16 protein-coding genes and 1 pseudogene are annotated in these 22988 nt (G+C 61.2%); 8 read left to right on the top strand and 9 right to left on the bottom strand.

The genetic code is table 11. The annotated features are described in order from the left end of the window. Window positions 1–166: 166 nt before the first annotated feature. The 3 genes from nifJ to G5137_RS09835 all read right to left on the bottom strand — a co-directional run bounded on the left by nifJ (window position 167) and on the right by G5137_RS09835 (window position 6314). Window positions 167–3742 (bottom strand): pyruvate:ferredoxin (flavodoxin) oxidoreductase, encoded by a 3576-nt coding sequence (gene nifJ, locus G5137_RS09845; RefSeq protein WP_421255311.1) that lies wholly within the window; start codon window positions 3740–3742, stop codon window positions 167–169. Further along, the gene (locus tag G5137_RS09840; RefSeq protein ID WP_421255310.1) at window positions 3739–5385 is read right to left on the bottom strand and encodes an NAD(P)-binding protein; all 1647 of its coding nucleotides are present in this window, start codon (window positions 5383–5385) and stop codon (window positions 3739–3741) included. Before G5137_RS09840 ends, nifJ begins: the two co-directional genes overlap by 4 nt. A gap of 176 nt (window positions 5386–5561) precedes the next feature. Then, complete coding sequence (locus G5137_RS09835) at window positions 5562–6314, bottom strand: substrate-binding periplasmic protein (RefSeq protein WP_005337880.1); 753 nt, start codon at window positions 6312–6314, stop codon at window positions 5562–5564. Window positions 6315–6391: 77 nt separating this feature from the next. Between G5137_RS09835 and G5137_RS09830 the strand changes: the two genes are divergently transcribed. Both G5137_RS09830 and G5137_RS09825 read left to right on the top strand, forming a co-directional pair. Beyond that, window positions 6392–8242 (top strand): MOSC N-terminal beta barrel domain-containing protein, encoded by a 1851-nt coding sequence (locus tag G5137_RS09830; RefSeq protein WP_216979121.1) that lies wholly within the window; start codon window positions 6392–6394, stop codon window positions 8240–8242. Window positions 8243–8466: 224 nt separating this feature from the next. Next, complete coding sequence (locus tag G5137_RS09825; protein WP_421255309.1) at window positions 8467–10179, top strand: methyl-accepting chemotaxis protein; 1713 nt, start codon at window positions 8467–8469, stop codon at window positions 10177–10179. Window positions 10180–10256: 77 nt separating this feature from the next. Here the strand turns inward: G5137_RS09825 and htpX are convergent, their stop codons facing one another. The 5 genes from htpX to bioB all read right to left on the bottom strand — a co-directional run bounded on the left by htpX (window position 10257) and on the right by bioB (window position 15066). Continuing rightward, window positions 10257–11129: a protease HtpX gene (gene htpX / locus G5137_RS09820; RefSeq protein ID WP_069527876.1), complete on the bottom strand. Its 873-nt coding sequence runs from the start codon at window positions 11127–11129 to the stop codon at window positions 10257–10259. Between the two features lie 110 nt (window positions 11130–11239). After that, a complete protein-coding gene (gene bioD / locus G5137_RS09815; protein WP_421255308.1) occupies window positions 11240–11917 on the bottom strand; it encodes a dethiobiotin synthase in 678 nt (225 codons plus the stop codon). A 59-nt stretch (window positions 11918–11976) separates the two neighbouring features. Continuing rightward, entirely contained in the window at window positions 11977–12792 is an 816-nt protein-coding gene (gene bioC / locus G5137_RS09810; RefSeq protein ID WP_421255307.1) for a malonyl-ACP O-methyltransferase BioC, read from the bottom strand. After that, window positions 12785–13981, bottom strand: a complete 1197-nt coding sequence (gene bioF / locus G5137_RS09805; protein ID WP_421255306.1) for an 8-amino-7-oxononanoate synthase — start codon at window positions 13979–13981, stop codon at window positions 12785–12787. Before bioF ends, bioC begins: the two co-directional genes overlap by 8 nt. Continuing rightward, window positions 13978–15066 carry a biotin synthase BioB gene (gene bioB / locus G5137_RS09800; RefSeq protein ID WP_421255305.1) on the bottom strand — a complete coding sequence of 363 codons (1089 nt, stop codon included), beginning with the start codon at window positions 15064–15066 and terminating at the stop codon, window positions 13978–13980. The genes bioF and bioB overlap by 4 nt, the downstream gene beginning before the upstream one ends. 193 nt (window positions 15067–15259) lie before the next feature. On the opposite strand from bioB, the gene bioA reads away from it, so the two are divergent. Together bioA and G5137_RS09790 are read left to right on the top strand one after the other, a co-directional pair. Continuing rightward, entirely contained in the window at window positions 15260–16534 is a 1275-nt protein-coding gene (bioA, locus tag G5137_RS09795) for an adenosylmethionine--8-amino-7-oxononanoate transaminase (RefSeq protein WP_421255304.1), read from the top strand. 176 nt (window positions 16535–16710) lie between these two features. Then, window positions 16711–17523 (top strand): HAMP domain-containing protein, encoded by an 813-nt coding sequence (locus tag G5137_RS09790; protein WP_216979127.1) that lies wholly within the window; start codon window positions 16711–16713, stop codon window positions 17521–17523. A gap of 23 nt (window positions 17524–17546) precedes the next feature. On the opposite strand, the gene G5137_RS09785 is transcribed toward G5137_RS09790, so the two are convergent. Then, window positions 17547–17897 carry a hypothetical protein gene (locus G5137_RS09785; RefSeq protein WP_216979128.1) on the bottom strand — a complete coding sequence of 117 codons (351 nt, stop codon included), beginning with the start codon at window positions 17895–17897 and terminating at the stop codon, window positions 17547–17549. Window positions 17898–18091: 194 nt separating this feature from the next. Between G5137_RS09785 and asnS the strand changes: the two genes are divergently transcribed. The 4 genes and pseudogenes from asnS to G5137_RS09765 all read left to right on the top strand — a co-directional run bounded on the left by asnS (window position 18092) and on the right by G5137_RS09765 (window position 22905). Further along, window positions 18092–19492 carry an asparagine--tRNA ligase gene (gene asnS, locus G5137_RS09780; protein ID WP_421255303.1) on the top strand — a complete coding sequence of 467 codons (1401 nt, stop codon included), beginning with the start codon at window positions 18092–18094 and terminating at the stop codon, window positions 19490–19492. A gap of 110 nt (window positions 19493–19602) precedes the next feature. Then, window positions 19603–20358 (top strand): substrate-binding periplasmic protein, encoded by a 756-nt coding sequence (locus tag G5137_RS09775; RefSeq protein WP_216979130.1) that lies wholly within the window; start codon window positions 19603–19605, stop codon window positions 20356–20358. A 374-nt stretch (window positions 20359–20732) separates the two neighbouring features. Beyond that, window positions 20733–22076, top strand: a complete 1344-nt coding sequence (locus G5137_RS09770) for an anaerobic C4-dicarboxylate transporter (RefSeq protein ID WP_005337916.1) — start codon at window positions 20733–20735, stop codon at window positions 22074–22076. A gap of 173 nt (window positions 22077–22249) precedes the next feature. After that, a pseudogene (locus G5137_RS09765) lies at window positions 22250–22905 on the top strand (hypothetical protein). Window positions 22906–22988 lie beyond the last annotated feature (83 nt).

Raw genomic sequence — 22988 nt, 5'->3', positions numbered from 1 at the left:
TCCATAAATTTCATTTTTATCAATACGCTATCACTGATGTCTCTCTACATGAAACTAAAATTTTATTTCGGAAAAATGTATATGTTTACTCAACAGAGAACTCACTTTTTATACACACAAAAAGCGGGCCACCGGCCCGCTTCTTCATACTGATTTCCCCCCATCCTCACACCGGCGGATGGAAATGGCTGGCCTCGCGGGTGGCCATCTCCTCGTAGGTGGCCCACTTCTGCCACGCCACTTTTTGCGCTACCTGCATCAGCCGCTCGGCCTCCTCCGGATGGCTCTGGGCCAGCACCCGATAACGGGTCTCCTCCTGCCGATATTCAGCAAGGGGGATCGATGGGCGCAGGCTGTCGAGGCTGAAGGGGTTCTGCCCCGATCTGCGCAATACCGGGTTGTAGCGCATCAACGGCCAGTGACCGGAGGCCACGGCGCGTTTTTGCTGGGTCAGGCCAAACTCCATATCGATGCCATGGGCGATGCAGTGGCTGTAGGCGATGATAAGCGACGGGCCCGGATAGGCTTCGGCTTCACGCAAGGCCTGCAGCGCCTGCTGCGGGTTGGCACCAAAGGCGATGCGGGCAACATAGACGTTGCCGTAGGAGATGGCTTGCAACGCCACATCCTTCTTGGCCAGCGTCTTGCCCCCCGCCGCGAATTTGGCGACGGCACCGAGCGGGGTCGATTTCGACATCTGGCCGCCGGTGTTGGAGTAGACCTCGGTATCCATCACCAGCACGTTCACATCGCGCCCGGAGGCGAGCACATGATCGAGCCCCGCCGAGCCGATGTCATAGGCCCAGCCATCGCCGCCGATGATCCAGACCGAGCGGCGCACCAGCTGATCAATCAAGGAGAGCAGCTCGCGAGCCTTGCCGGATTTCACCTCTTCCAGCCGCTCGCGCACTTGCGCCACCCGGGTCCGCTGGGCACGGATCTCCGACTCCAGCCGTTGCGGGGCGTTGATAAGCGACTCGACCAATGCCTCACCCAACTCCCCCTTCATCGCTTCGAGGGCCGCCACCGCCTGACCGTGATGCTGATCGGCAGTGAGACGAAAACCAAAGCCAAACTCGGCGTTGTCCTCAAACAGGGAGTTCGACCAGGCTGGCCCCTTCCCTTCGCCGTTCTTGGCCCACGGCGTAGTCGGCAGGTTGCCGCCGTAGATGGAGGAGCATCCGGTGGCGTTGGCCACCAGCATGCGATCGCCAAACAGCTGGGTCAGCAGCTTGAGGTACGGGGTCTCACCACAACCGGCGCAGGCGCCGGAGAACTCGAACAGGGGTTCGAGGAACTGGGCACCGCGCACCGTAGAGAAGTCCACCCGCTCGCGGGCAGGCCACGGCAGACTCTCGAACCAGCGCAGCGCCTGTTTCTGGCCAGCCAGATGCGGCGCCTTGTCCATCATGGTGATGGCGCGCTCGCCTTCAAAGTTTTCATCGGCCCCGGCCCGCACCGGACAGGCCTGCACGCACTGGCCGCAGCCGGTGCAATCTTCCGGATAGAGCTGCAATGTGTAGCGGCTGTCGGGGAAGCCCTTGGCGGTGACGGGCACCGATTGGGCCGCCTCGGGGGCGGTCGCCAGCCAGTCCTGATGGTAGAACTTGGCCCGCAGCGCCGCGTGGGGGCAGACAAAGACGCAGTTGCCGCACTGGATGCAGATATCCGAATGCCAGATCGGGATCTCGCGGGCGATATCCCGCTTCTCGAAACGGCTGGTGGCGGTGGGGTAAGTGCCATCCACCGGCAGCATGGAGACGGGGATCAGATCGCCGCGCCCCGCCAGCATCTCGCCAGTGACCCGCTGGACAAACTCGCTGCCACCCGGTGCCAGCGGCAGCGGATAGTCGCTGATCTGCTCGTCACCGGCCGGGATGGCCACCTGATGGAGATGAGCCAGGGTGTCATCCACCGCCGCGAAGTTGCGCTCGACCACTTCGGGCCCCTTGCGGGCATAGCTCTTCTCGATGCTCTCCTTGATCAGCGCGATCGCTTCGCCCCGCGGCAAGATGCCAGCCAACGCGAAGAAGCAGGTCTGCATAATGGTGTTGATGCGATTGCCCATACCGTTGCGCTCGGCCACCCGATCCCCATCGATGCAGTAGAGGCGGATATCGAGGGCGCGAATACGGGCGCGCAGCCGCTCGGGCAGCTGGCCCCACACCTTGTCCGCCTCATAGGGAGCATTAAGCAGCAGGGTCGCCCCTTCGGCGGCGTGCTCCAGCAGATCGACCGACTCGACAAAACCCCACTGGTGGCAGCCGATAAAGCTCGCCTGCTCGATGAGCCAGGGGGCGTCGATGGGCTCGGGGCCAAAGCGCAGGTGGGAGACAGTGCGCGAGCCCGACTTCTTGGAGTCGTAGACGAAGTAGCCCTGAGCGTGGAACCCCTCCAGCTCGCCGATGATCTTGATGCTGTTCTTGTTGGCGCCGACTGTGCCGTCGGCACCAAGGCCGAAGAAGAGCGCCCGTACCCGACTGGCGGGCTCCAGATCGCCGATAGGGTGCCAGGCCAGACTGAGGCCCGACACATCATCGACGATCCCCACGGTAAAGCGGGGGCGCGGCGCATCGGATGCCAGCTCCTCGAATACCGCCGCGCACATGGCGGGGGTGAACTCTTTGGAAGAGAGGCCATAGCGACCGCCACTGAGCCACGGCAGCCGCTTGATAAGGCCGCGCTGCAAGCCATCGATCAGCGCGCTCTGCACATCCAGCAGCAGCGGCTCGCCACCGGCGCCCGGCTCCTTGGTGCGATCCAGCACCGCCATGCGCCGCACGCTCTGCGGTAGCGCATCGAGCAGCGCCTGTACCGGGAAGGGACGATAGAGGCGAATGACCAGCACCCCGGTCTTGCGATCCTGCCGGTTGAGCCAATCCACGGTGGTGCGGGCGGTGGCCGCCCCCGAGCCCATCAGCACGATGACGTCGGTGGCATCAGGCGCGCCGTGGTACTCCACCAGCCGGTAGTGGCGGCCGGTCAGCTCGCCCAAGTTATCCATGCACTGCTGCACCCGCGCTGGCACCGCTTCGTAGAAGGGGTTGACGCTCTCGCGGGACTGGAAGTAGGTATCCGGGTTCTGGGCGGTGCCGCGCATCACCGGATGATCCGGGTTGAGCGCCCGCGCACGGTGGGCGCGCACCCAGTCGTTGTCGATAAGAGCGCGAATTTCATCCCGATGTAGGGCGGTGATCTTGTTCACCTCGTGGGAGGTGCGAAAGCCGTCGAAGAAGTGGATAAAGGGCACCCGGCACTGCAGGGTGACGCTATGGGCAACCAAGGCCAGGTCCTGCGCCTCCTGCACCGAGCCGGAGGCAAGCATGGCAAAACCGGTGCTGCGCGCCGCCATCACGTCCTGATGGTCGCCAAAAATCGACAGCCCCTGCGCCGCGAGCGATCTGGCCGCCACATGGAACACCGCCGAGGTCAATTCACCGGCGATCTTGTACATGTTGGGCAGCATCAGCATCAGCCCCTGACTGGCGGTGAAGGTGGTGGCGAGCGCCCCCGCCTGCAGGGCGCCGTGTACCGTACCGGCTGCTCCTCCTTCACTCTGCATCTCCACCACGGTGGGGATGTTGCCCCACAGGTTGGTCTGCCCCTCCGCCGCCCAGGCGTCGGCCAGTTCGGCCATGGTCGAGCTCGGGGTAATGGGATAGATGGCACACACTTCACTCAGCTGGTACGCCACCCGGGCCGCGGCTTCGTTGCCATCGACCATGATCAGTTCATGTTTCATTGGGACTCCTCCGGTTGGCGCAGCTCGATGGCGTGACAAGGGCACTGGTCGTGACAGGCACCGCAGCCGGTGCAGCGCTCGGCATCCACCTGATAGCCTTTGCCCGGCCCCAGCTTGGCGATGGCCTGCTCGGGGCAACTGCCATAGCAGCCGTCGCACTCGAAGCAATTGCCGCAGGAGTAACAACGCGCCGCCTCGTAACGGGCGGCCACCTCATCCAGCCCGCCGATGATCTCGCCAAAGTCATCCCGCGCCCACGCCGGTTTGACCGGCTGACTGCTGGCTGGGGCGTGGGTCTGGAACCAGAGTTGCAACTGCTCCGGCCCCACCAGCGGGTAGGAGAGCGGCTTGTGGTAGTGGCGACCGCGCAGCCAGGCATCCATATGGCGCGCCGCCTTCTTGCCGTGGCCGGTGGCGATGGTGACGGTGCGCTCGGAGGGCACCATATCGCCGCCCGCAAACAGACCCGGCACATCCGTCATCAGGTTGCCCGCCACCTGTACGACCCCCTCCTTGTTGACCCGCACGCCGGGGATGCTCTCCAGCACCGAAAGGTCTACCTCCTGACCGAGCGCCAGAATAAGGGAGTCCGCTTCGAGAGTTTCAAACTTGCCGGTGGGCACCGGCTTGCCCTCGGCATCCAGCGCCATCACCTCCACTTCGATATTGGTGCTATCGAGCTGGCGGATGCTGCGCAGCCAGTTGATCTTGATCCCCTCCTCCTCGGCCTCATCGGCTTCAAAGGCGTGGGCCGGCATATGGTCCCGGTCGCGGCGGTAGATAATCATTGCCTCTTCAACGCCCAAACGGCGGGCGGTACGGGCCGCATCCATGGCGGTATTGCCGCCGCCGTAGATGGCCACCCGCCGTCCCAGTTTGGGGGGCGGCAAGCCCTGCTCTTCGGCCAGACTGGCCTGTTCGAGGAAGCTCACCGCATCGAGGATCTTGCCCGCTTCCCGGGCCGGAATATCGACCCGCTTGGCCAGATGGGCGCCGATGGCCATAAAGACGGCATCAAAGCCCCCCTCGTCGCGCTCGCGCAGCACATCCTCCACCTTGTGGTTGAGGGTCAGGGTGACACCAGCCGCCACGATGCGGGCCACCTCCCGATCCAGCACGTCGCGGGGCAAGCGGTAAGCGGGAATGCCAAAACGCAGCATGCCGCCGGCAAGCGGCCCCGCTTCGCGGATCTCCACCTGATGGCCAAGCCGGTTGAGGTGCCAGGCGCAGGAGAGGCCGGAGGGACCGGCACCGATCACCAGCACCTTCTTGCCGCTGGCTGGGGCCGGTGGCGCAGGCAGCCAACCACGGGCCAGCGCCTCGTCGCCGAGGAAGCGCTCGATGGCATGGATGGAGACGGATTCATCCACCTGCCCGCGGTTGCAGGCACTCTCGCAGGGGTGATAGCAGACCCGGCCATGAATGGCGGGCAAGGGGTTCTCTTCGATCAGGGTCTGCCAGGCCGCCTCAAAACGGCCGGCCTGCGCTAAAGAGAGCCAGGCTTGGATATTTTCTCCGGCCGGGCAGGCGTGATTGCAGGGTGGCAGGGCCGGCCGCCAAACGGGTAGCCGGGTACGCACCGGGCCTGTTCCCGTTTTCAGGGAGAGATCCGGCAATGGGGTCATGTCCAGTTGTTTGCTCATACATTGCTTTCTTCTTTTTGTGTGACAGGCCCCACCCGATGGCGCTTGATACCGTGTAGCCGAGGCGGACGGTGGCCGGATGGGGAAGAAGCGAAAGCGTTAGAAACTGGGAACTGAGTCGATAATGGCCGCTTTTTTGTACTGATTAGCGAATCAGGATCAAAAAATGTTGCACTTTATGGTTCATAGAGACCAGAACGTGACTCAAGTAACATCTTCTCCAGCTGACCGCTGGCTTTCAGTTTGGCGAGGCCCCGATTGAAGGTTTTGATCAGCTCGTCAGCGTTGGCACGCTTGCGGCTGATCAACAGGTGACCTTCAACTTTCATCACGGGTTTTGAATGGGTTGCAAAGAGATCGACCGTGCTGGCCGGGTAGAACTGACGCAGGGAGTAGTAGCCGACATCTATGTTCTCCAGGGTCAGGTCGGCGCGGCCGGAGAGCAGCAGATCAAAGCTCTGGCGCAGCCGGGTGACGAACTGCACCTGCAGCGGAACCTGTGCGATGGCTGCAAAAAAATCTGCATTGTAGGTATAGCCACTGACCGCAGCCAGCTTGCGATCCGCCAGATCCTGATAGCCACGCCATTCCAGCGGATCTGACTTGAGATAGAACCAGACGTAGGTTTCGCTCAGGATGGGATCGCTGTAGAGATGGGTTTTGCGCCGCTCGCTCGACTCATACCAGTGGACTGTGCCATCCACCACTCCCTCCTCCGACAAGCGAAAGGCCCGTTTCCAGGGAAGAAACTGGAACTTGACGCTCACCCCTTCACTCTTGAATGCCTCGCTCACCACATGAGGGATCAGCCCCTGATATTTGAGCGTCTCGGAACAGTAAGGAGGATACTCTCCCGTGGTCAGGGTCAGCTCCTGCGCCCAGAGCCCGTGGCAAAAAAGGCTCCCCGCCAGCAACCAGCTTATTTTCATCCCGATGCCCTCTTGTTCTGTTTTCCCAACTATAGACCGCCCCCTTGAAAGGATTGCCGGATCGTCGGGGAACCGTTATGTTCCCCTTTTTCCAGGCGATCGCGCCGCGTCACAAGGATATGAAGATGCCCAGGCTAGACAGCATTCACCTCTACCCCATCAAATCGACTGCAGGTATGCCGCTGGCTCGCGCCCGGGTGACCGAAGAGGGACTGGCAGGGGATCGCCGCTACATGGTGGTCAAACCGGACGGCACCTTTATCACCGCCCGTACCCATCCCCAGCTGCAACAGGTCGTGGCCACCCCCATCGAAGGAGGCTTGCAACTGCGCTATCCGGGCTTTGAACCCCTCACCCTGCAAGAGGTCGACTTCAGCCGCACCCCGCAAGCTACCGGAGTCTGGAGCGACCGCTTTACCGCCCTGCACACCGACACCAAAGCCGATGGGTGGCTGAGCCGGGTGGCAGGGGAACCAGTGCAGCTGCTCTGGCTGGGTGAAACCTCTGATCGCTTTCGCGAGAAGACCGGCACCCGGGTCAGCTTTGCCGACGGTTATCCGCTGCTGCTGATAAGCCAGGCCTCCCTTGAGGATCTCAATCTGCGCTCCGATGCGCTGCACCAGATGAGCCAGTTCCGCACCAATCTGGTGGCAAGCAATACCCAGCCCTTCGAGGAGGACAGCTGGGTGCGTATCCGCATCGGCGAGGTGGAATTCAAGGTGGTCAAGCCCTGCAGCCGCTGCATCATGACCACGGTGGAAGCGGGCACCGATCGTTTCAACGCCCTGAAAGAGCCGCTGGCCACCCTTACCCGCTACCGCCGTGGCGAGGATGGCGAGGTCTACTTCGGCCAGAACCTGATCGCCCTGAACGAGGGATGGATTGAGGCAGGCAGCGAGATAGAAGTGCTGGAGCGCACCCGTCCGGTGGTCTATCCCGCCGCCGCTCCGAAGAAGCGGGAGCTGGTCTGCGTGGCCCGCGAACCGCTGGCGCGGGATCTGGAGACCTTCTGGTTCGAAGCCGCCGATGGCGAGCCTCTGCCCGACTACCTGCCGGGCCAGCATCTGCCCATCAGCCTCGATATCAAAAATGAACGGATCCAGCGCCGCTATACCCTGAGCTCTACGCCGGATCACCCGGAGCGTTACAGCATCAGCGTCAAAAAGGTGGAGGGGGGTCGCATCTCCCACTGGCTGCACCAGCAGTTGCAGGTGGGTGATCGGCTGCTGGCCGCCAACCCCGCTGGCGAGTTTCACTTAGGGGCCGAGCGCAACCTCCTGTTGCTCTCCGCAGGCTCCGGCGTCACCCCCATGCTGGCGATAGCCCGCACCCTGGCCCTTCGCGGGGAGCTGGAAGAGGTTCACTTTATGCACCTGTGCCGCAGCGAAGCGGACATTCCCGCCGCCAGCGAACTGCATGCCATGGCGCAGCAGGGCATGACCCTCACCATTATCCTGAGCCAGCCGGGCAATCACTGGCAGGGGCTGCAAGGGCGACTCAATGATGAGCATCTGCGACTGGTCAAAGGGTTGGCCGAAAAAGAGGTCTTTATCTGCGGCCCCCACGGTTTTATGGCCGACGCGGCGTCGAAAGTAGCGGCCCTCGGCGTTCCGGCCGCACGGATCAAACAGGAGAGTTTTGGCGGCGCCATTCTCTCGGTGGCCCGCCCCCATCAGGCGGTACAACTGCGTATCGGCGCCCAAGCCTTTACCGGCAACAATCAGGGCACTGTGCTGGATCAGGCCAACAAGCAAGGCGTAGAGCTGCCCTGGAGCTGCCGCGCCGGGATCTGCGGCAGTTGCAAACAGACGCTGATCTCGGGCGAGGTGGATCACCCCGACGCCCCCGCCATCAGTGCCGCCGAGCGGGCAGAGGGCAAAATCCTCACCTGCTGCGCCGTACCGCTCACAGACATCGTCATCAAATAAGGTGATCGAGCCACGAAAAGGCTGGCTGGGCCCCGATCCTGGCCGACCTTTTCCCCCCTGTCGACCCGCGGTTCCTCCATTCTCGTCTCTTTCTCGCCCCGCCTGCGCAACCATGCCGACGATGACTTCTATACTCACAGCAATAACAACAAAACCCCTCCGACGTAGCGGCCTTTGCCGTCTGACCAAGGGGGTTACCCGGTGAGAATAAGGACGCTCAAACCATGGAACAGAACAAACCCGCCTTTCAACTCAACCTCTTGCTCTCCGTGATCACCCTGATCCTGCTGTCACTGGTGTTTTTCGCCTACAGCTGGGCGGGTAAACAACTGGAAGAGAGTTATCGACAACAATATCTCTCCTACCTGCTGGCCGACGAGCTGCGCCAATCCTCCGATGACCTGACCCGACTCGGTCGCACCTACGTCATCACCAAGGATCCAGCCTACGAGCAGCAGTACATGCGGATACTGGCCATTCGCAACGGCGAACAGCCGAGACCGGATGGCTACAACCGTATCTATTGGGATTTTGTCGCGGCCAACGGCCAGAATCCTCGCCCCGACAGCAATGTTCGCCGCGGCCTGATCGATCTGATGAAGGATGCTGGTTTCACCGATGCTGAACTCGCCAAGCTCAACGAGGCCAAGAACAACTCGGATGCACTGGTCAACACCGAGGTGGCTGCCTTCAAACTGGTGCAGCAGACGGACGGTGATGTGGCCGCCAACCAGCAGAAGGCCATCGCCATGATGCATGACAAGGCCTATCACCAGAACAAGGGTCGCATCATGTCACCCATCGACGATTTCTACGTGATGATGGAGGGGCGCAACCAGGAGGCGGTCGAGAGTGCCACCGCCAATACCGACATGCTGCGCTACCTTTTTATCGCTCTGGGCCTGGTATTGATGTTCTTCCTCTGGCGCACCTATCGCTCCCTGCTCGATCTGGTGGGCACCTCGGTCGAACAGCTCAAGACCGATCTCCATCTGCTGGCGGAAGGGGATTTCTCCCGCCCCATCAAGGTGCCCCAAGGCTCGAAAGAGAGTCTTATCGGCCTGCTTGGCACCACACAGAGCACCCTCAAGGGGATCATCGGCAAGGTATCCCACTCCACCGAGGAGTTGTCCAATTCGGCCGACAGCATCGCCCAGATAGCGGAGCAGACCGCCCAGTTCGCCACCGATCAGCAAACCAGTACCCAGACCATGGCCGCCGCCATCGAAGAGCTGGTGGTGAGCATCAGCCACCTCTCCGACAATGCCAGCCATGCAGACGAGCTCAGCAAGGTCTCAGCCGACACGCTGGAGGAGGGCTCCGGGGTCATCAAGGAGACGCTTGGCAGCATCGAGAATATCTCCACCACGGTCGGTGAAGCAGCCAGCACCATCGCAGAACTCAACAGCCATACCCAGCAGATCTCGGAGATCATCGGCGTGATCCGCGGCATCGCCGATCAGACCAACCTGCTGGCCCTCAACGCGGCTATCGAGGCGGCGCGGGCCGGTGAGCAGGGACGTGGCTTTGCGGTGGTTGCCGACGAAGTACGCAATCTGGCCAGCCGCTCGGCGGCCTCGACCCAGCAGATCACCGGGATGATCAGCAAGATCCAGAGCGGGGCGGATGCCTCTATCCGCAGCATGGAGAACACGGTCAACAACGTCTCCCGCGGGGTCACACTGGCCAACCAGACCGGGCAGGCAATCGCCAGCATCCAGAGCCACGCCTCCAATCTCACCGGTCTGATGGGAGAGATCAGCCACACCCTGCGCGAGCAGTCCACCGCCGCCAACGAGGTGGTCTCTACCGTCGGCAACATCACCTCCCTCTCGGAACAATCGGGGGATGCCGCCCGCCACGTGTCCCAAGAGGCAGCCAAGCTCAAGCAGCTGTCACGGGTGCTGCGCCAGGAGATGGGGCACTTCAAGCTTTAAAGAAGGCTGCAAAACAAAACGGCTGCCCCAAGGCAGCCGTTTTTTATTCGGGGTTATCCCCTGTCATTCAGTATCTATCAACCACGCAGGGCGGCGATACGCTGCTCAATGGGCGGGTGGCTCATGAACAGTTCGCTCATGGAGCGCTTGCCGTTGATGCCAAAGGCCATCATGGAGCCTTCCAGCTGCGGCTCGGCACCACGGGAGAGGCGCTCAAGGGCGGCAATCATCTTGTCGCGACCTGCCAGCTTGGCGGCACCGGCATCGGCACGGAACTCGCGCTGACGGCTGAACCACATGACGATGATGGAGGCCAGAATGCCGAACAACATCTCCAGCACAAACACGGTGATCATGTAGGCAAAACCACCGGTGCTGCTGCTCTCTTCCTCGTTGTTGGAACTGAAGAAGTTGCTGATGACGCCAGCCACGATGCGGGCGAAGAACATCACGAAGGTGTTCACCACCCCCTGGATCAGGGTCAGGGTCACCATGTCGCCGTTGGCAACGTGGCTCACCTCGTGGGCCAGTACCGCTTCCGCCTCGTCACGGCTCATGCTGTAGAGCAGGCCGGAGGAGACCGCCACCAGCGAATCATCTCGGCGGGCGCCGGTCGCAAAGGCGTTCATCTCGGGAGAGTCGTAGATCCCCACTTCCGGCATCTTGATACCCGCTTCGCGGGCCTGACGGGCAACAGTGCTCACCAGCCAGTGCTCGGTCTCGTTACGGGGTTGCTCGATGACCTGGACGCCATAGCTGCGCTTGGCCATCCACTTGGACATCAGCAAGGAGATAAAGGAACCCCCAAAACCGAACACGGCACAGAACATCAACAGCCCGGAAATGCTGGACTTGTTGATCCCCAGAACCGAGAACAGGATATTGAGTACCACCCCCAGCACCAGCATGACGGCCAGGTTGGTCACCAGGAATAGCATAATTCGCTTCATATAGACTCCTTGTGAGAATTAAAGACACGGAGAGAGATCACTCGACCTCCCTATCTCCATGTTATGGATGAATTTTAGGGAGACTCGATGAATGTTCGCTGAATGTGACGTCACAAGAGCGGAGAGATATCAAGCCGCCCCTGCAAATCAGCCTCAAATGGATTGTTTATAAAGGGAATTTCCCCCAGAAACGGGGCCGGTAACATCCCCCTCAGGGTGTCTAGATTTTCCTGATAGTGGCTCATGGCACTGTGAAGGCGATTAATAACCCATCCCGCCACTGGCAACCGATCGTTGCGAATGGCAGCAAAGGTGAGCAGTGCATGGTTGAGACAGCCCAGCTTGGCCCCCACCACCAAAATCACCGGCATGTTCTCCTGCTTCACCCAATCCGACAGCAGATGCTTGCGATCCAGCGGCAGATACCAGCCCCCCGCCCCTTCCACTACTGCAAGCTCGGCCCCTGCCTGTTCAATCTTGCGCAGCCCCTCGCTCAGCCCCTGCATGGTAATGGGCTGGCGCGCCTCGCTGGCAGCGATATGGGGCGCAATCGGCGGCTCATAGGCAAAGGGATTGACCACCTCATAAGGCAGCTGAACACTCGCCGCCTCCTGCAACAGAACAGCGTCGAGGTTGCGCAATCCATCGGGTGTTCGGGCACACCCTGCCGAGATAGGCTTGTAGCCGGCACAGCGGATCCCCTGTGCGCTGAATTCGCGCAGCAGAGTGCGTGCCACCAGCGTCTTGCCCACATCGGTATCTGTGCCGGTGATAAAGAATGATTTCATACGGTTCTCTCCTTGGCAGGGCCCGTTGACTACCCTGCACACAATACGATTCCCGGCGCTCAGCGAGGCTTGCTGAGGCGACCGAGGCACACCCGATAACTGGCGACCAGCCTGCCATCGGGCTGGCGAAACGCCTCATATGCCTGCGCCAGCTGCTGCAATCTGGCGCGACCGCTCAGACCAGCCGGGGCGGCGCGCCCCTGATTGTCATTGACCTGATTGGCCCCAATCCCCTTGAGATCGCGCAACAGCTGCGGCAATTCAAGATAGGCGAGATCCCAGGTGATACAACGCAGCTCGGGAGCAGATACCCCGGCGCTAGCCAGCGCCTGCTCCAATTGTGGCAGGCTGAGGAAGCGATTGACATGGGCGCGACCATCAAGCTGCTGCCAGGCGGCTCGCAACTGCCAGAGCGACTCATCGAGCAGGGTCGAGAAAAAGATCTGGCCGCCCGGTTTGACCACCCGCAGCAGCTCGCCGAAAGCCTGGGCCGGACGCTCGCACCACTGCAGCGCCAGACTGGAGAAAACCCAGTCGAACGCGTTATCGGCGAAAGGAAGCTGCTCCGCATCGCCGCAGAGCAGGCGAGCACCGCTGTCACGCAAGGCGGCCTGCGCCAGCATGCCGGGGGCGAGATCAAGCCCCACCAGCTGGTGACAACGGTTCGCCAGTTGGGGCAAGAAAAAGCCGGTACCGCAGCCCAGATCCAGCCCGCTCACCGTCAGATCAGTGCCAACCGGCCTGCTCGGCATCCATTCCAGCAACGCCTGCCCCACCTCCTGCTGAAAGCGGGCATGGGCATCGTAATGACGAGCGGCGGCGCCGAAACGGCGAGCAAGCTGCGCCTTGTCAACCGTTTGAAAACGCTCAGCCATGGTGAGCCTCCCCAACCGTTATCGCTGCAGGGCAGACCCCCAAGACATCGAGCAGGCGATCCACATCCTGCTCGCGGTGAGCCGCGCTCAGGGTAATACGCAGCCGGGCCGTACCGACTGGCACAGTGGGCGGGCGAATGGCGCTCACCCAGACGCCGCGATCCCGCAGCCGTTCAGCCAGTTGCAGGGCAACACTGCTCTCCCCCACCAGCAGCGGCTGGATCGGGGTGTCGCTCGCCCTCAGTTGCCAACCCAGCGCCTGCGCCCCTTGCCGGAAGCGGGCGATCAGCTGACCAAGATGAGCACGAGCATCATCGGCGGCACGCACCAGCTCGATACTCTTGCTCACCGCACCAGCCTGCGCGGCGGGCATATGGGTGCTGTAGACATAGTGGCGAGCGAAGTTGACCAGATACTCCACCAGCTCGCGGCTGCCGCCGACAAAGGCCCCTGCGACGCCAAGCGCCTTGCCAAAAGTGCCCATCTGGATATGCACGTTGGCAGGATTTACTCCCTGCGCCGCCAGGGTGCCGCGCCCCTCAGGCCCCAGCACACCGAGGCCGTGGGCATCGTCGATCATCAGCCAGTTGCCGCTCCGGGCGGCGAGGATTGCGAGCTCACCCCAGGGGGCCTGATCCCCGTCCATGCTGAACACCCCTTCCGAAACAATCAGTCCGCGATTGGGCTCAAGCTGTCGTTCAAGGGCCGCCATATCGTTGTGGGCAAAACGCTTCATCTTGCAAGGGAGCTGGCTGCCCATCTCCTGCAAAGAGGCGTGGTTGAGTTTGTCCTGCCACAGCAGATGCTCCTTGCCGAGCAGGGCTCTCAGCACCGCCTGATTGGCGGAAAAACCGCAGTTGAACAGCAACACCGCCTCCACCCCGAGCCACTCGGCCAGGGTCTCCTCAAGCTGTTGGTGGGCATGACTGTAACCGGTCACCAGCGGCGAGGCGCCGGAGCCCGCACCATAGCGCTCAATCCCCGCGTTGAAGGCGGTCTTGATGGCGCCGTGTTCTGCCAGTCCCAGATAGTCGTTGGCGGAAAAGTTGAGGTAGTCGCGCCCTGCAACCCTGAGCTGCCCGCCACTCGCCCCGTCGGTCGCGATGCGGTTGCGCAGCAGACCCACCTGCTCGCGCTCGGCCAGCGCCGCGCCCAATGCAAAGGGGCCTGTTACTGCTGGGCCAGTCATGACCGCACGACCCCTGCTCGGGGACGGGTGGCGTCATAAAACATTTCGGCAGGTTCGCTCTGGCGGCTCACCTCGGCCAGCAGCTCCTCTTCTTGAACCTGATCTGGCTTCTGGGCGCGCTGGGCGGGACGAATACCGAGTCGCTTGAACAGCTGCATATCGCTGTTCTCGTCCGGGTTGGGGGTGGTCAGCAACTTGCAGCCATAGAAAATGGAGTTGGCCCCGGCCATAAAGCACATCGCCTGCATCTGCTCGTTCATCTTCTCCCGCCCGGCGGAGAGACGCACATGGGAGGCGGGCATCATGATCCGCGCTACCGCGATGGTGCGGATAAATTCGAACGGATCGAGGTTCTCCTGATCCTCCAGCGGCGTTCCCTTCACCTTGACCAGCATATTGATGGGCACACTTTCGGGGTGACGCGGCAGGTTGGCGAGCGCCATCAAGAGGCCCGCCCGATCTTTCGCCTGCTCGCCCATGCCGACGATGCCGCCGGAGCAGACCTTCATGCCGGCGCTGCGCACATGCTCCAGGGTATCGAGCCGATCCTGATAGGTGCGGGTGGAGATGATCTCGCCGTAGAACTCCGGCGAGGTGTCGAGGTTGTGGTTGTAGTAATCGAGCCCCGCAGCGCCAAGACGGGCCGCCTGATCGGCGGTGAGCATCCCTAGCGTCATGCAGGTCTCCATCCCCAGCCCGCGCACCTCCTCGATCATCCGGATGATGTAGGGCATGTCCTTCTCTTTGGGGTTGCGCCAGGCGGCCCCCATGCAGAACCGGGACGAGCCGTTGGCCTTGGCTTCGCGGGCCCGCTCCAGCACCTTCTCCACCTCCATCAGCCGCTCGGCTTCGAGCCCGGTGTGGTAACGGGCGCTCTGGGGGCAGTATTTGCAATCTTCCGGGCAGGCGCCGGTCTTGATGGAGAGCAAGGTGCTCACCTGCACTTCATTCGGGTCAAAGTGGGCGCGGTGGACGGTCTGGGCCTGAAACAGCAGATCGTTGAACGGCAGGGCAAACAGGGCCTGAACCTCGGCGAAGGTCCAGTCATAACGAAGGGCGTGACCGCCCGCGGTGAGAGCATTCATACATGGCTTCCGGTTGTTATTAGTGGGATCCTCCGCCCGCCATCTTGGGATGGACGGCCACAGAACCCGCCGCCGGGCCTGCGCGCTCAGGGTGATGCGCAGTGCCAAGTGGCTGAAATTGTTGGCTAGTGTAGAGAGCACGCGTAGACTGTCAACACCGACCAGATCAAACCAATTGACAACAGAACAACAAATGACCAATCAAGAATTCGACCTGCACCACATCTGGCACCCCTATACCTCCCTCACTCACCCCCTACCCTGCTATGAAGTGGCCAGCGCCAAAGGGGTGACCATCACCCTCAGCGATGGCCGCAAACTGGTGGATGGCATGAGCTCCTGGTGGGCTTGCGTGCACGGCTATCAGGTGCCGGAGTTGGACGCCGCCGCCACCGCCCAGCTCGGCAAGATGTCCCACGTGATGTTTGGCGGCCTCACCCACGCCCCGGCGGTCGAGCTCTGCCGCAAGCTGGTGGAGATCACTCCGAAGGGGCTTGATCGGGTATTTCTGGCCGATTCCGGCTCGGTGGCAGTGGAAGTGGCGCTCAAGATGGCGCAGCAGTACTGGCACGCCAAGGGGACGCCCAGAGCCAAATTTGTCGCCCTGCGCAGCGGCTATCACGGCGACACCTTTGGCGCCATGAGCGTCTGCGATCCCGATGGCGGCATGCATGAGCTCTACAAGGGATTCCTGCCGGAACACTATTTTGTCGAAGCACCCAGCTGTCGCTTCCACGCCGAGTGGGACGAGCAGTGCGTGGTGGAGCTGGCCACACTCATGGCGGATCATCACGAAGAGATCGCCGCCATCGTGCTTGAGCCCATAGTGCAGGGCGCTGGCGGCATGCGCTTCTATCACCCCCGCTACCTGCAGTGGGTGCGCGCCCTGTGCGACGAGTTCGGCGTGCTGCTGATTGCCGACGAGATCGCCACCGGCTTTGGCCGTACCGGTCAGCTGTTTGCCTGCGACTGGGCGGGGATCAGCCCCGACATCATGTGTCTGGGCAAGGCGCTCACCGGCGGCTACCTCACCCTCTCGGCGACCCTGACCACCGAGCATGTCGCCCGCACCATCTGTGACGGCAAGGCGGGCGTCTTTATGCACGGCCCCACCTTTATGGGCAATCCCCTCGCCTGCGCGGTGGCCAACGCCTCCATCGATCTGCTGCTGGCCTCACCGTGGCAGGAGCGGGTGCGCGCCATCGAGCATCAGCTGCGTACCGAGCTGGTAGAGCTGACCCTGCACCCGGCGGTCGTGGATGTGCGGGTACTCGGCGCCATCGGGGTGGTGGAGATGAAAGAGCGGGTGGATGTAGCGCGCATGCAGCGCAAGTTTGTCGAACTGGGCGCCTGGATCCGCCCCTTTGGCAAGCTGGTCTACCTGATGCCCCCCTTCGTCATCCCCCCTGAAGAGCTGCGGGTATTGACCGGCGCCATCCGTCAGGCCATCACCGAAGGCGAGTTTTAATGCATGCAGCGGGCGGCCATCGCAGCCGCCCGTTTGACTACCGGCATTTGATATATAAAGAGGACAACTTTATCCACTTCAGTGCAGTTTCACTTGCCGTAATGTGAGCAAAACACCAGACCTGAGGCCCCAAGAGGGGTAAACTGCTGCGGTTTTACCATCAAGAAAGACTGCTCATGCGCCTCTCCATTGCTGCCAAAATCAACTTTTTCCTGCTCTTCATCTTCTCCATGGTACTGGTCTTCTCCGCAGCCTATCAGGCGGTGCGCGAGCGCGATCTCATCCTGACCCTGATCAAGGAGCAGAGCCGCGAGCAGACCGAAGCCTATTTCGACGGCCTCAACATGCTGATGCTGACCGGCAAGATGGATGCCCGCGATACCCTGCGCGGCAAATTTCTCGACCATGCCCATGTGGAGGATGCCCGCATCGTCCGTGGCGACGCGGTGAGCAAACAGTTCGGGCCGGGACGGGAGACAGAACAGGTAAAGGATGAGTTTGATGAGCTGGCACTGGCGGGCAAAGGGAGCCTGGAGGTGGTGCACAACGGCATGCACAGCCGTCTGGTGGTGACCCGACCGCTGCTGGCCAAGAAGGATTTTCGCGGCACCGACTGCACCAGCTGTCATCTGGTGCCGGAAAATACCGTGCTTGGTGCGGTGCGCTTTGACTACTCCCTCGATTCGCTGTTTACCCGGGTCGAGCAGAATATCCTCACCTCAGCGCTGATCCTCACCGGCATCTTCGGGATGGGACTGCTGCTGACCCTCTGGGTCATCCGCACCTGGATCGTGCGCCCTCTCAACCAGTTGACCCGCTCCATGGAAGAGGCAACTGACTTGCACGACTTCGGCCACCGGCTGGAGGGTGATGACGGCGACGAGATTGGCCGGGTGGCGGTGGCCTACAACCAGATGCTCGACAGTGTGGAGCGCCAGCTCGGCAAGCGACCGCTCGGCGGCAAGCCGGGAGCTCGCCCTGGCGAATAGCGGACCACACCGCCCGGCATCGGCTAACCGGTGTAATAGAACAGCAGACAAGCAATAAGGATCAGCAGCAGGATCGCCAGATTGACGTGATAGGCATCATCCCTGCGCCGACTGCGCCGCCGCTCCAGCAGCAGTACAGCCAGGGTCAGCAAGCTGCAACCCCACAGGCCATGCACCAACCAGGGAGTGAGTGCGGGATCCCAGTAATCGCGTACCTTGATGCCGCCGTAAACCAGAAAACCATATGCAATCTCCGGCCTAGCATAGTGATAGAGCGCAAGCAGCACGATAAAACCGCACCAGCAGATCAGCACCATTGCTCGCAACAGTCGTGTCAGCCAATCCGGCCCTTGTCGCCGCTCTTTCACTCGCATCTCCTGTCCCGAGGGAACCCTGCTTGGGTGAACCATGCTGAAAACCCCACCAGAGTCCGACATTTTTGCTTGTTTATCAAACCCGCGCGGGTAAGATTGACGGCTTAGTCTGCCATGGTGGGCCATCTGTGCCCGGGCCAGACTCCCTAGTGTTGCAAATAGCGCTGCAAGAACAAGCTGGAGACAATATTTCGATGACGCACGCATCCGTAGTTGATGTGCTGACCGGTAAATATGCGGTTGGCACCACCCTGACTGTACGAGGGTGGATCCGGACTCGCCGTGATTCCAAGGCGGGGATCTCATTTTTGGCCATTTCCGATGGCTCCTGTTTCCATCCGGTACAGGCCGTCGTCCCCAATACCCTGGCCAATTACGAGAATGAAGTGCTGCGTCTGACCACCGCCTGCTCCGTGGAAGTGACTGGCATCATCGCCGAATCCCAGGGCAGCGGCCAGGCTTTCGAACTGCAGGCCACCGATGTGAAGGTCGTCGGCTGGGTCGAAGATCCCGATACCTACCCGATGGCCGCCAAGCGCCACAGCATCGAGTACCTGCGTGAACAGGCTCACCTGCGCCCGCGCACCAACATCGTGGGTGCCGTGACCCGGGTTCGCCACTGCCTGGCGCAAGCTATCCACCGCTTCTTCCACGAAGAGGGCTTTGTCTGGGTTGCGACCCCGCTCATCACCGCCTCTGATACCGAAGGGGCCGGCGAGATGTTCCGTGTCTCTACCCTGGATCTGGAAAACCTGCCGCGTACCGACGCCGGCAAGGTGAACTACAACGAAGATTTCTTCGGCAAAGAGGCCTTCCTGACCGTATCCGGCCAGCTGAACGCCGAAACCTATGCCTGCGCCCTCTCCAAGGTCTATACCTTCGGGCCGACCTTCCGCGCTGAAAACTCCAACACCAGCCGTCACCTGGCCGAGTTCTGGATGGTTGAGCCGGAAGTGGCCTTCAACAATCTGGAAGATAACGCCGCCCTGGCCGAAGCCATGCTGAAGTATGTCTTCAACGCCGTCCTGACCGAACGTCGCGACGATCTGGAGTTCTTTGCCCAGCACGTAGACAAGGATGCCATCGGCCGTCTGGAGCGTTTCGTCGCCTCCGACTTCGCCCAGATTGATTACACAGATGCCATCGAAGTGCTGAAAAACTGCGGCAAGAAGTTCGAGTTCCCGGTCTCCTGGGGCATCGATCTCTCCTCCGAGCACGAACGCTATCTGGCCGAGGAGCACTTCAAGTCTCCGGTGGTGGTGAAGAACTATCCGAAAGATATCAAGGCCTTCTACATGCGCCTCAACGACGACGGCAAGACCGTTGCCGCGATGGACGTACTGGCACCGGGCATCGGCGAGATCATCGGTGGCTCCCAGCGTGAAGAGCGTCTGGAGGTACTGGATGCCCGCCTGGCCGAGATGGGCCTGAAGCAGGAAGATTACTGGTGGTATCGCGATCTGCGCCGCTACGGCACAGTCCCGCACTCCGGCTTCGGTCTGGGCTTCGAGCGTCTGGTGGTTTACGTGACCGGTATGGGCAACGTCCGCGACGTGATCCCGTTCCCGCGAACTCCGCGTACCGCCGAGTTCTGATCAGCGGCATATTGCCACTACATTGCAAAAGCCGTCCTCAGGGTCGGCTTTTTTATTACCCCCGTTATGGGTAATACTCAGAACCAATCGACACAAGGAATGGGTCGTTCATGGGATATCGTCGGCTTCTGACACTCTTGCTGCTCTGGCTCCCCCTGCAATTGCGGGCAGAACCCGTGCACCTGACCACCCTGGAGTGGCCCCCCTATACCAGCCAGCATCTCCCTGATGGTGGCCTTACCGGCCATATCGTCAAGCGTGCATTTGCCGAAGCGGGGCTGGAGGTTCAGTTTGACTTCTACCCCTGGCATCGAGCCATGTTGCTGGCATCCGATCCCGCCCAGCACTACAGCGGCTACTTCCCCAAATACTTCGCCGATGATCTGGATAAACGGTGGCATATTTCCACCAGCGTGGGCAGTAGTGTGCTGGGCATGGCGCAGCAAGCCGGCCCCCCTATCCACTGGCAGCGACTCGAAGATCTCGCTTCCTACCGGATTGGGGTCGTCGCAGGTTATATCAATACCCGTGAATTTGATGCCCTGATGGCCAGCAAGCGCCTCAACACCTTTGCCGTGGACGACGATCACCTCAACCTGCGAAAATTGCAGCGCGACCGGCTCGATCTGGCCGTGATCGACCGGGATGTTTTCTACTGGCTCACCTATCACGATGACAAACTCCACCCCGAACAGCTGCAGTTCAACCCGAAGATCCTCGGGTACAAGAGCCTGCACATCATGTTCCGTCCCGATCAACAGCAACTGCAACAGCGAGTGAACAATGCGCTAGCCAGACTCGATATCAAGCAGCTGAGCGAACAGTATCAGCGTCGCTATCTGCTATCAGCACCCGCCCCCCGATGAGCAGAGTCGCAGAACACCCCATTTGTCAAAAAAGATATCTTTAACCCGTGTTTTTACAGCCTCTTCTCCCCTGACCCGGGCCTTTTTCCACAACTTCCTTACCAACGCATTCCCCATCACAACGCCTCTGGTTGCACTCTGATGGGCTGGCCCCGAGTGATACCACTTGGTGACAAAAATGATGTTTTTGTTAGTACGTGGTTTTTAAGTGGTTTAATCAAAAATTCATCGAGTTATTGAAGTAACTCAATTTTTTCACTTTTTCAGGGGAGCAGAATAGCAACTAACCCTTTCGGGCTAAATAAAACAGACAATGACAATTCATGGTTCAGGCTACCCGCGGCAATATGGGTTGAATCACACGAGGTAACGGAATGATCTTGATGGAATTTTTAGTGGTACTCGGCTGCTTGCTGCTGGGTACCCGCTTTGGGGGCATGGGACTCGGTCTCATCAGTGGTATCGGTCTCTTCCTGCTGACCTTCGTCTTCGGTCTGGTTCCGGGCGAACCGCCTGTTCAGGTAATGCTGACCATTCTGGCGGTGATCGGCTGTGCCGCCACCCTGCAGACTGCCGGTGGCCTTAACCTGATGATGCAAGTGGCCGAGCGTCTGCTGCGCCGTCACCCGCAATACATCACTATCCTGGCGCCGCTCACCACCTGGACCCTCACCTTCCTGTGCGGTACCGGCCACGTGGTCTACACCATGTTCCCCATCATCGCTGACATCGCGCTGCAAAAGAACATCCGTCCCGAGCGCCCGATGGCTGTCGCCTCCGTTGCCTCCCAGATGGCCATCTGCGCCTCCCCGGTCTCCGTTGCTGTGGTCTCCATGGTCTCCATTCTGGCGGCTGGTCACGGTATCGGTCAGGCTTACGGCCTGCTCGACATCCTGATGATCGCCATCCCCTCCTCCCTGACCGGTGTCATCGTGGCAGCCCTGTGGAGCCTGCGTCGCGGCAAGGATCTGGACAAGGACGAAGAGTTCCAGGCCAAGATCAAAGACCCGGAGCAGCGCGCCTTCATCTACGGCGGTGGTGAAACCCTGCTCAACACCAAGTTCCCGAAAGAGGCCTACTGGTCTACCTGGATCTTCTTCGCCGCCATCGCCGCCGTGGTATTGCTCGGTGCCAACGAAGGTCTGCGTCCGGTGTTCACCATCAAGGACAAAACTGGCCCGCTCTCCATGAACCTGGTGATCCAGATGATGATGCTGATCGCCGGTGCCATCATACTGATGCGCTGCAAGGTCAAGCCGGGCGAGATCGCCAACGGTGCCGTCTTCAAGGCGGGTATGGTCGCCATCTTCTCCGTATTCGGGGTGGCATGGATGAGTGAGACCTTCTTCCAGGCTCACATGCCGCTGCTCAAAGAAACCCTGGCCCACGTGGTACAGGCCCAGCCCTGGACCTACGCCCTGGTGCTGTTCCTCATCTCCAAGCTGGTGAACAGCCAAGCCGCAGCCCTCACCGCTATCGCCCCCATGGGTCTGGCGCTGGGTGTCGAGCCCAAGCTGCTGATTGCCTTCCTGCCAGCGAGCTACGGCTACTTCGTGCTGCCGACCTACCCGAGCGATCTGGCCTGTATCGGTTTCGACCGCTCCGGCACCACCCGCATCGGCAAGTTCATCATCAACCACAGCTTCATCATTCCAGGGCTGATCGGGGTGGTGACCTCCTGCTCGCTGGGCTTTATCCTCACCAGCATCCTGCTCTAATCGCAGCGGTGTTTACCACGCTATTGCAATACAGGCCCCCGCTTCGGGGGCCTGCTTTTTTCCAGCTCCGTTACCTCAACCACTTCCCCGCCGCCATTTCCGGACACTATGCCTTTACCTCTGCCCCCGCCGCTGGGTAGCATGCCCCCTCGTTCACCACCGGAATCTCATCCATGTCTCGCGTCATCCTGCTCTGGAGCGGTGGCAAAGATGCCATGCTGGCTCTCTGTCATGCCCGTCAAGCGGGCCATCAGGTGGTGGCACTGGCCACCTTTGCGCCGCCAGAGCCCCGATTTCTCGCTCACCCCTTGCCGCTGGTGCGCCGTCAGGCGGAAGCCCTCGGGCTGCCCCATCTGCTGGTCACCATCGAAGCGCCGTTCGAGCAGAGCTATGAGACGGCGCTGAGCCACTTGCAGCAGGAGTGGAACCTCGACGGGGTAGTGACCGGCGATATCGACAGCGTGGGGGCGCACCAAACTGGATCCGCGAACGCTGCCGCCCGCTCGGGCTCACCGTCCATACCCCGCTCTGGCAGCAATCTCGCCAAGCCTTGCTGGCGGATATGCTGGCCCGCGGCATCGTCGCCCACCTCTCCTGCATCGATACCCGGGTGCTGGCCCCCGAGTGGACTGGACGCCCCCTCGATGCCGCCACCCTCTGCGAGCTACAACAACTGGCCGAGCGCGAGGGCTTCGATGCCTGCGGCGAGCAGGGGGAGTACCACACCATGGTGACTGACGGCCCGGGCTTTGCCGCCCCGCTGCGCCTCGATGGCTGGCAGGTAGCACGGCAGGATCATCTGGCCTATCTGGCTGAGCCACAGGGGTAACGGCCTCAAGCCATCTGGCGCGCTCGTTCAGGGACGCGCGAAAAATCGAGATAAAAAAAGGGAGGCAACAGCCTCCCGTTTGG

The organism is Aeromonas sp. 600282 (genome assembly GCF_049175755.1).
In the GTDB taxonomy this organism is placed as follows: domain Bacteria; phylum Pseudomonadota; class Gammaproteobacteria; order Enterobacterales; family Aeromonadaceae; genus Aeromonas; species Aeromonas veronii_A.
This window is presented reverse-complemented; position numbering and strand designations above follow the sequence as displayed.

Coding starts and splice junctions, on each gene's coding strand:
- nifJ (WP_421255311.1), bottom strand. CDS start 3,742: ATGAAACATGAACTGATCATGGTCGATGGCAACGAAGCCGCGGCCCGG.
- G5137_RS09840 (WP_421255310.1), bottom strand. CDS start 5,385: ATGAGCAAACAACTGGACATGACCCCATTGCCGGATCTCTCCCTGAAA.
- G5137_RS09835 (WP_005337880.1), bottom strand. CDS start 6,314: ATGAAAATAAGCTGGTTGCTGGCGGGGAGCCTTTTTTGCCACGGGCTC.
- G5137_RS09830 (WP_216979121.1), top strand. CDS start 6,392: ATGTTCCCCTTTTTCCAGGCGATCGCGCCGCGTCACAAGGATATGAAG.
- G5137_RS09825 (WP_421255309.1), top strand. CDS start 8,467: ATGGAACAGAACAAACCCGCCTTTCAACTCAACCTCTTGCTCTCCGTG.
- htpX (WP_069527876.1), bottom strand. CDS start 11,129: ATGAAGCGAATTATGCTATTCCTGGTGACCAACCTGGCCGTCATGCTG.
- bioD (WP_421255308.1), bottom strand. CDS start 11,917: ATGAAATCATTCTTTATCACCGGCACAGATACCGATGTGGGCAAGACG.
- bioC (WP_421255307.1), bottom strand. CDS start 12,792: ATGGCTGAGCGTTTTCAAACGGTTGACAAGGCGCAGCTTGCTCGCCGT.
- bioF (WP_421255306.1), bottom strand. CDS start 13,981: ATGACTGGCCCAGCAGTAACAGGCCCCTTTGCATTGGGCGCGGCGCTG.
- bioB (WP_421255305.1), bottom strand. CDS start 15,066: ATGAATGCTCTCACCGCGGGCGGTCACGCCCTTCGTTATGACTGGACC.
- bioA (WP_421255304.1), top strand. CDS start 15,260: ATGACCAATCAAGAATTCGACCTGCACCACATCTGGCACCCCTATACC.
- G5137_RS09790 (WP_216979127.1), top strand. CDS start 16,711: ATGCGCCTCTCCATTGCTGCCAAAATCAACTTTTTCCTGCTCTTCATC.
- G5137_RS09785 (WP_216979128.1), bottom strand. CDS start 17,897: ATGCGAGTGAAAGAGCGGCGACAAGGGCCGGATTGGCTGACACGACTG.
- asnS (WP_421255303.1), top strand. CDS start 18,092: ATGACGCACGCATCCGTAGTTGATGTGCTGACCGGTAAATATGCGGTT.
- G5137_RS09775 (WP_216979130.1), top strand. CDS start 19,603: ATGGGATATCGTCGGCTTCTGACACTCTTGCTGCTCTGGCTCCCCCTG.
- G5137_RS09770 (WP_005337916.1), top strand. CDS start 20,733: ATGATCTTGATGGAATTTTTAGTGGTACTCGGCTGCTTGCTGCTGGGT.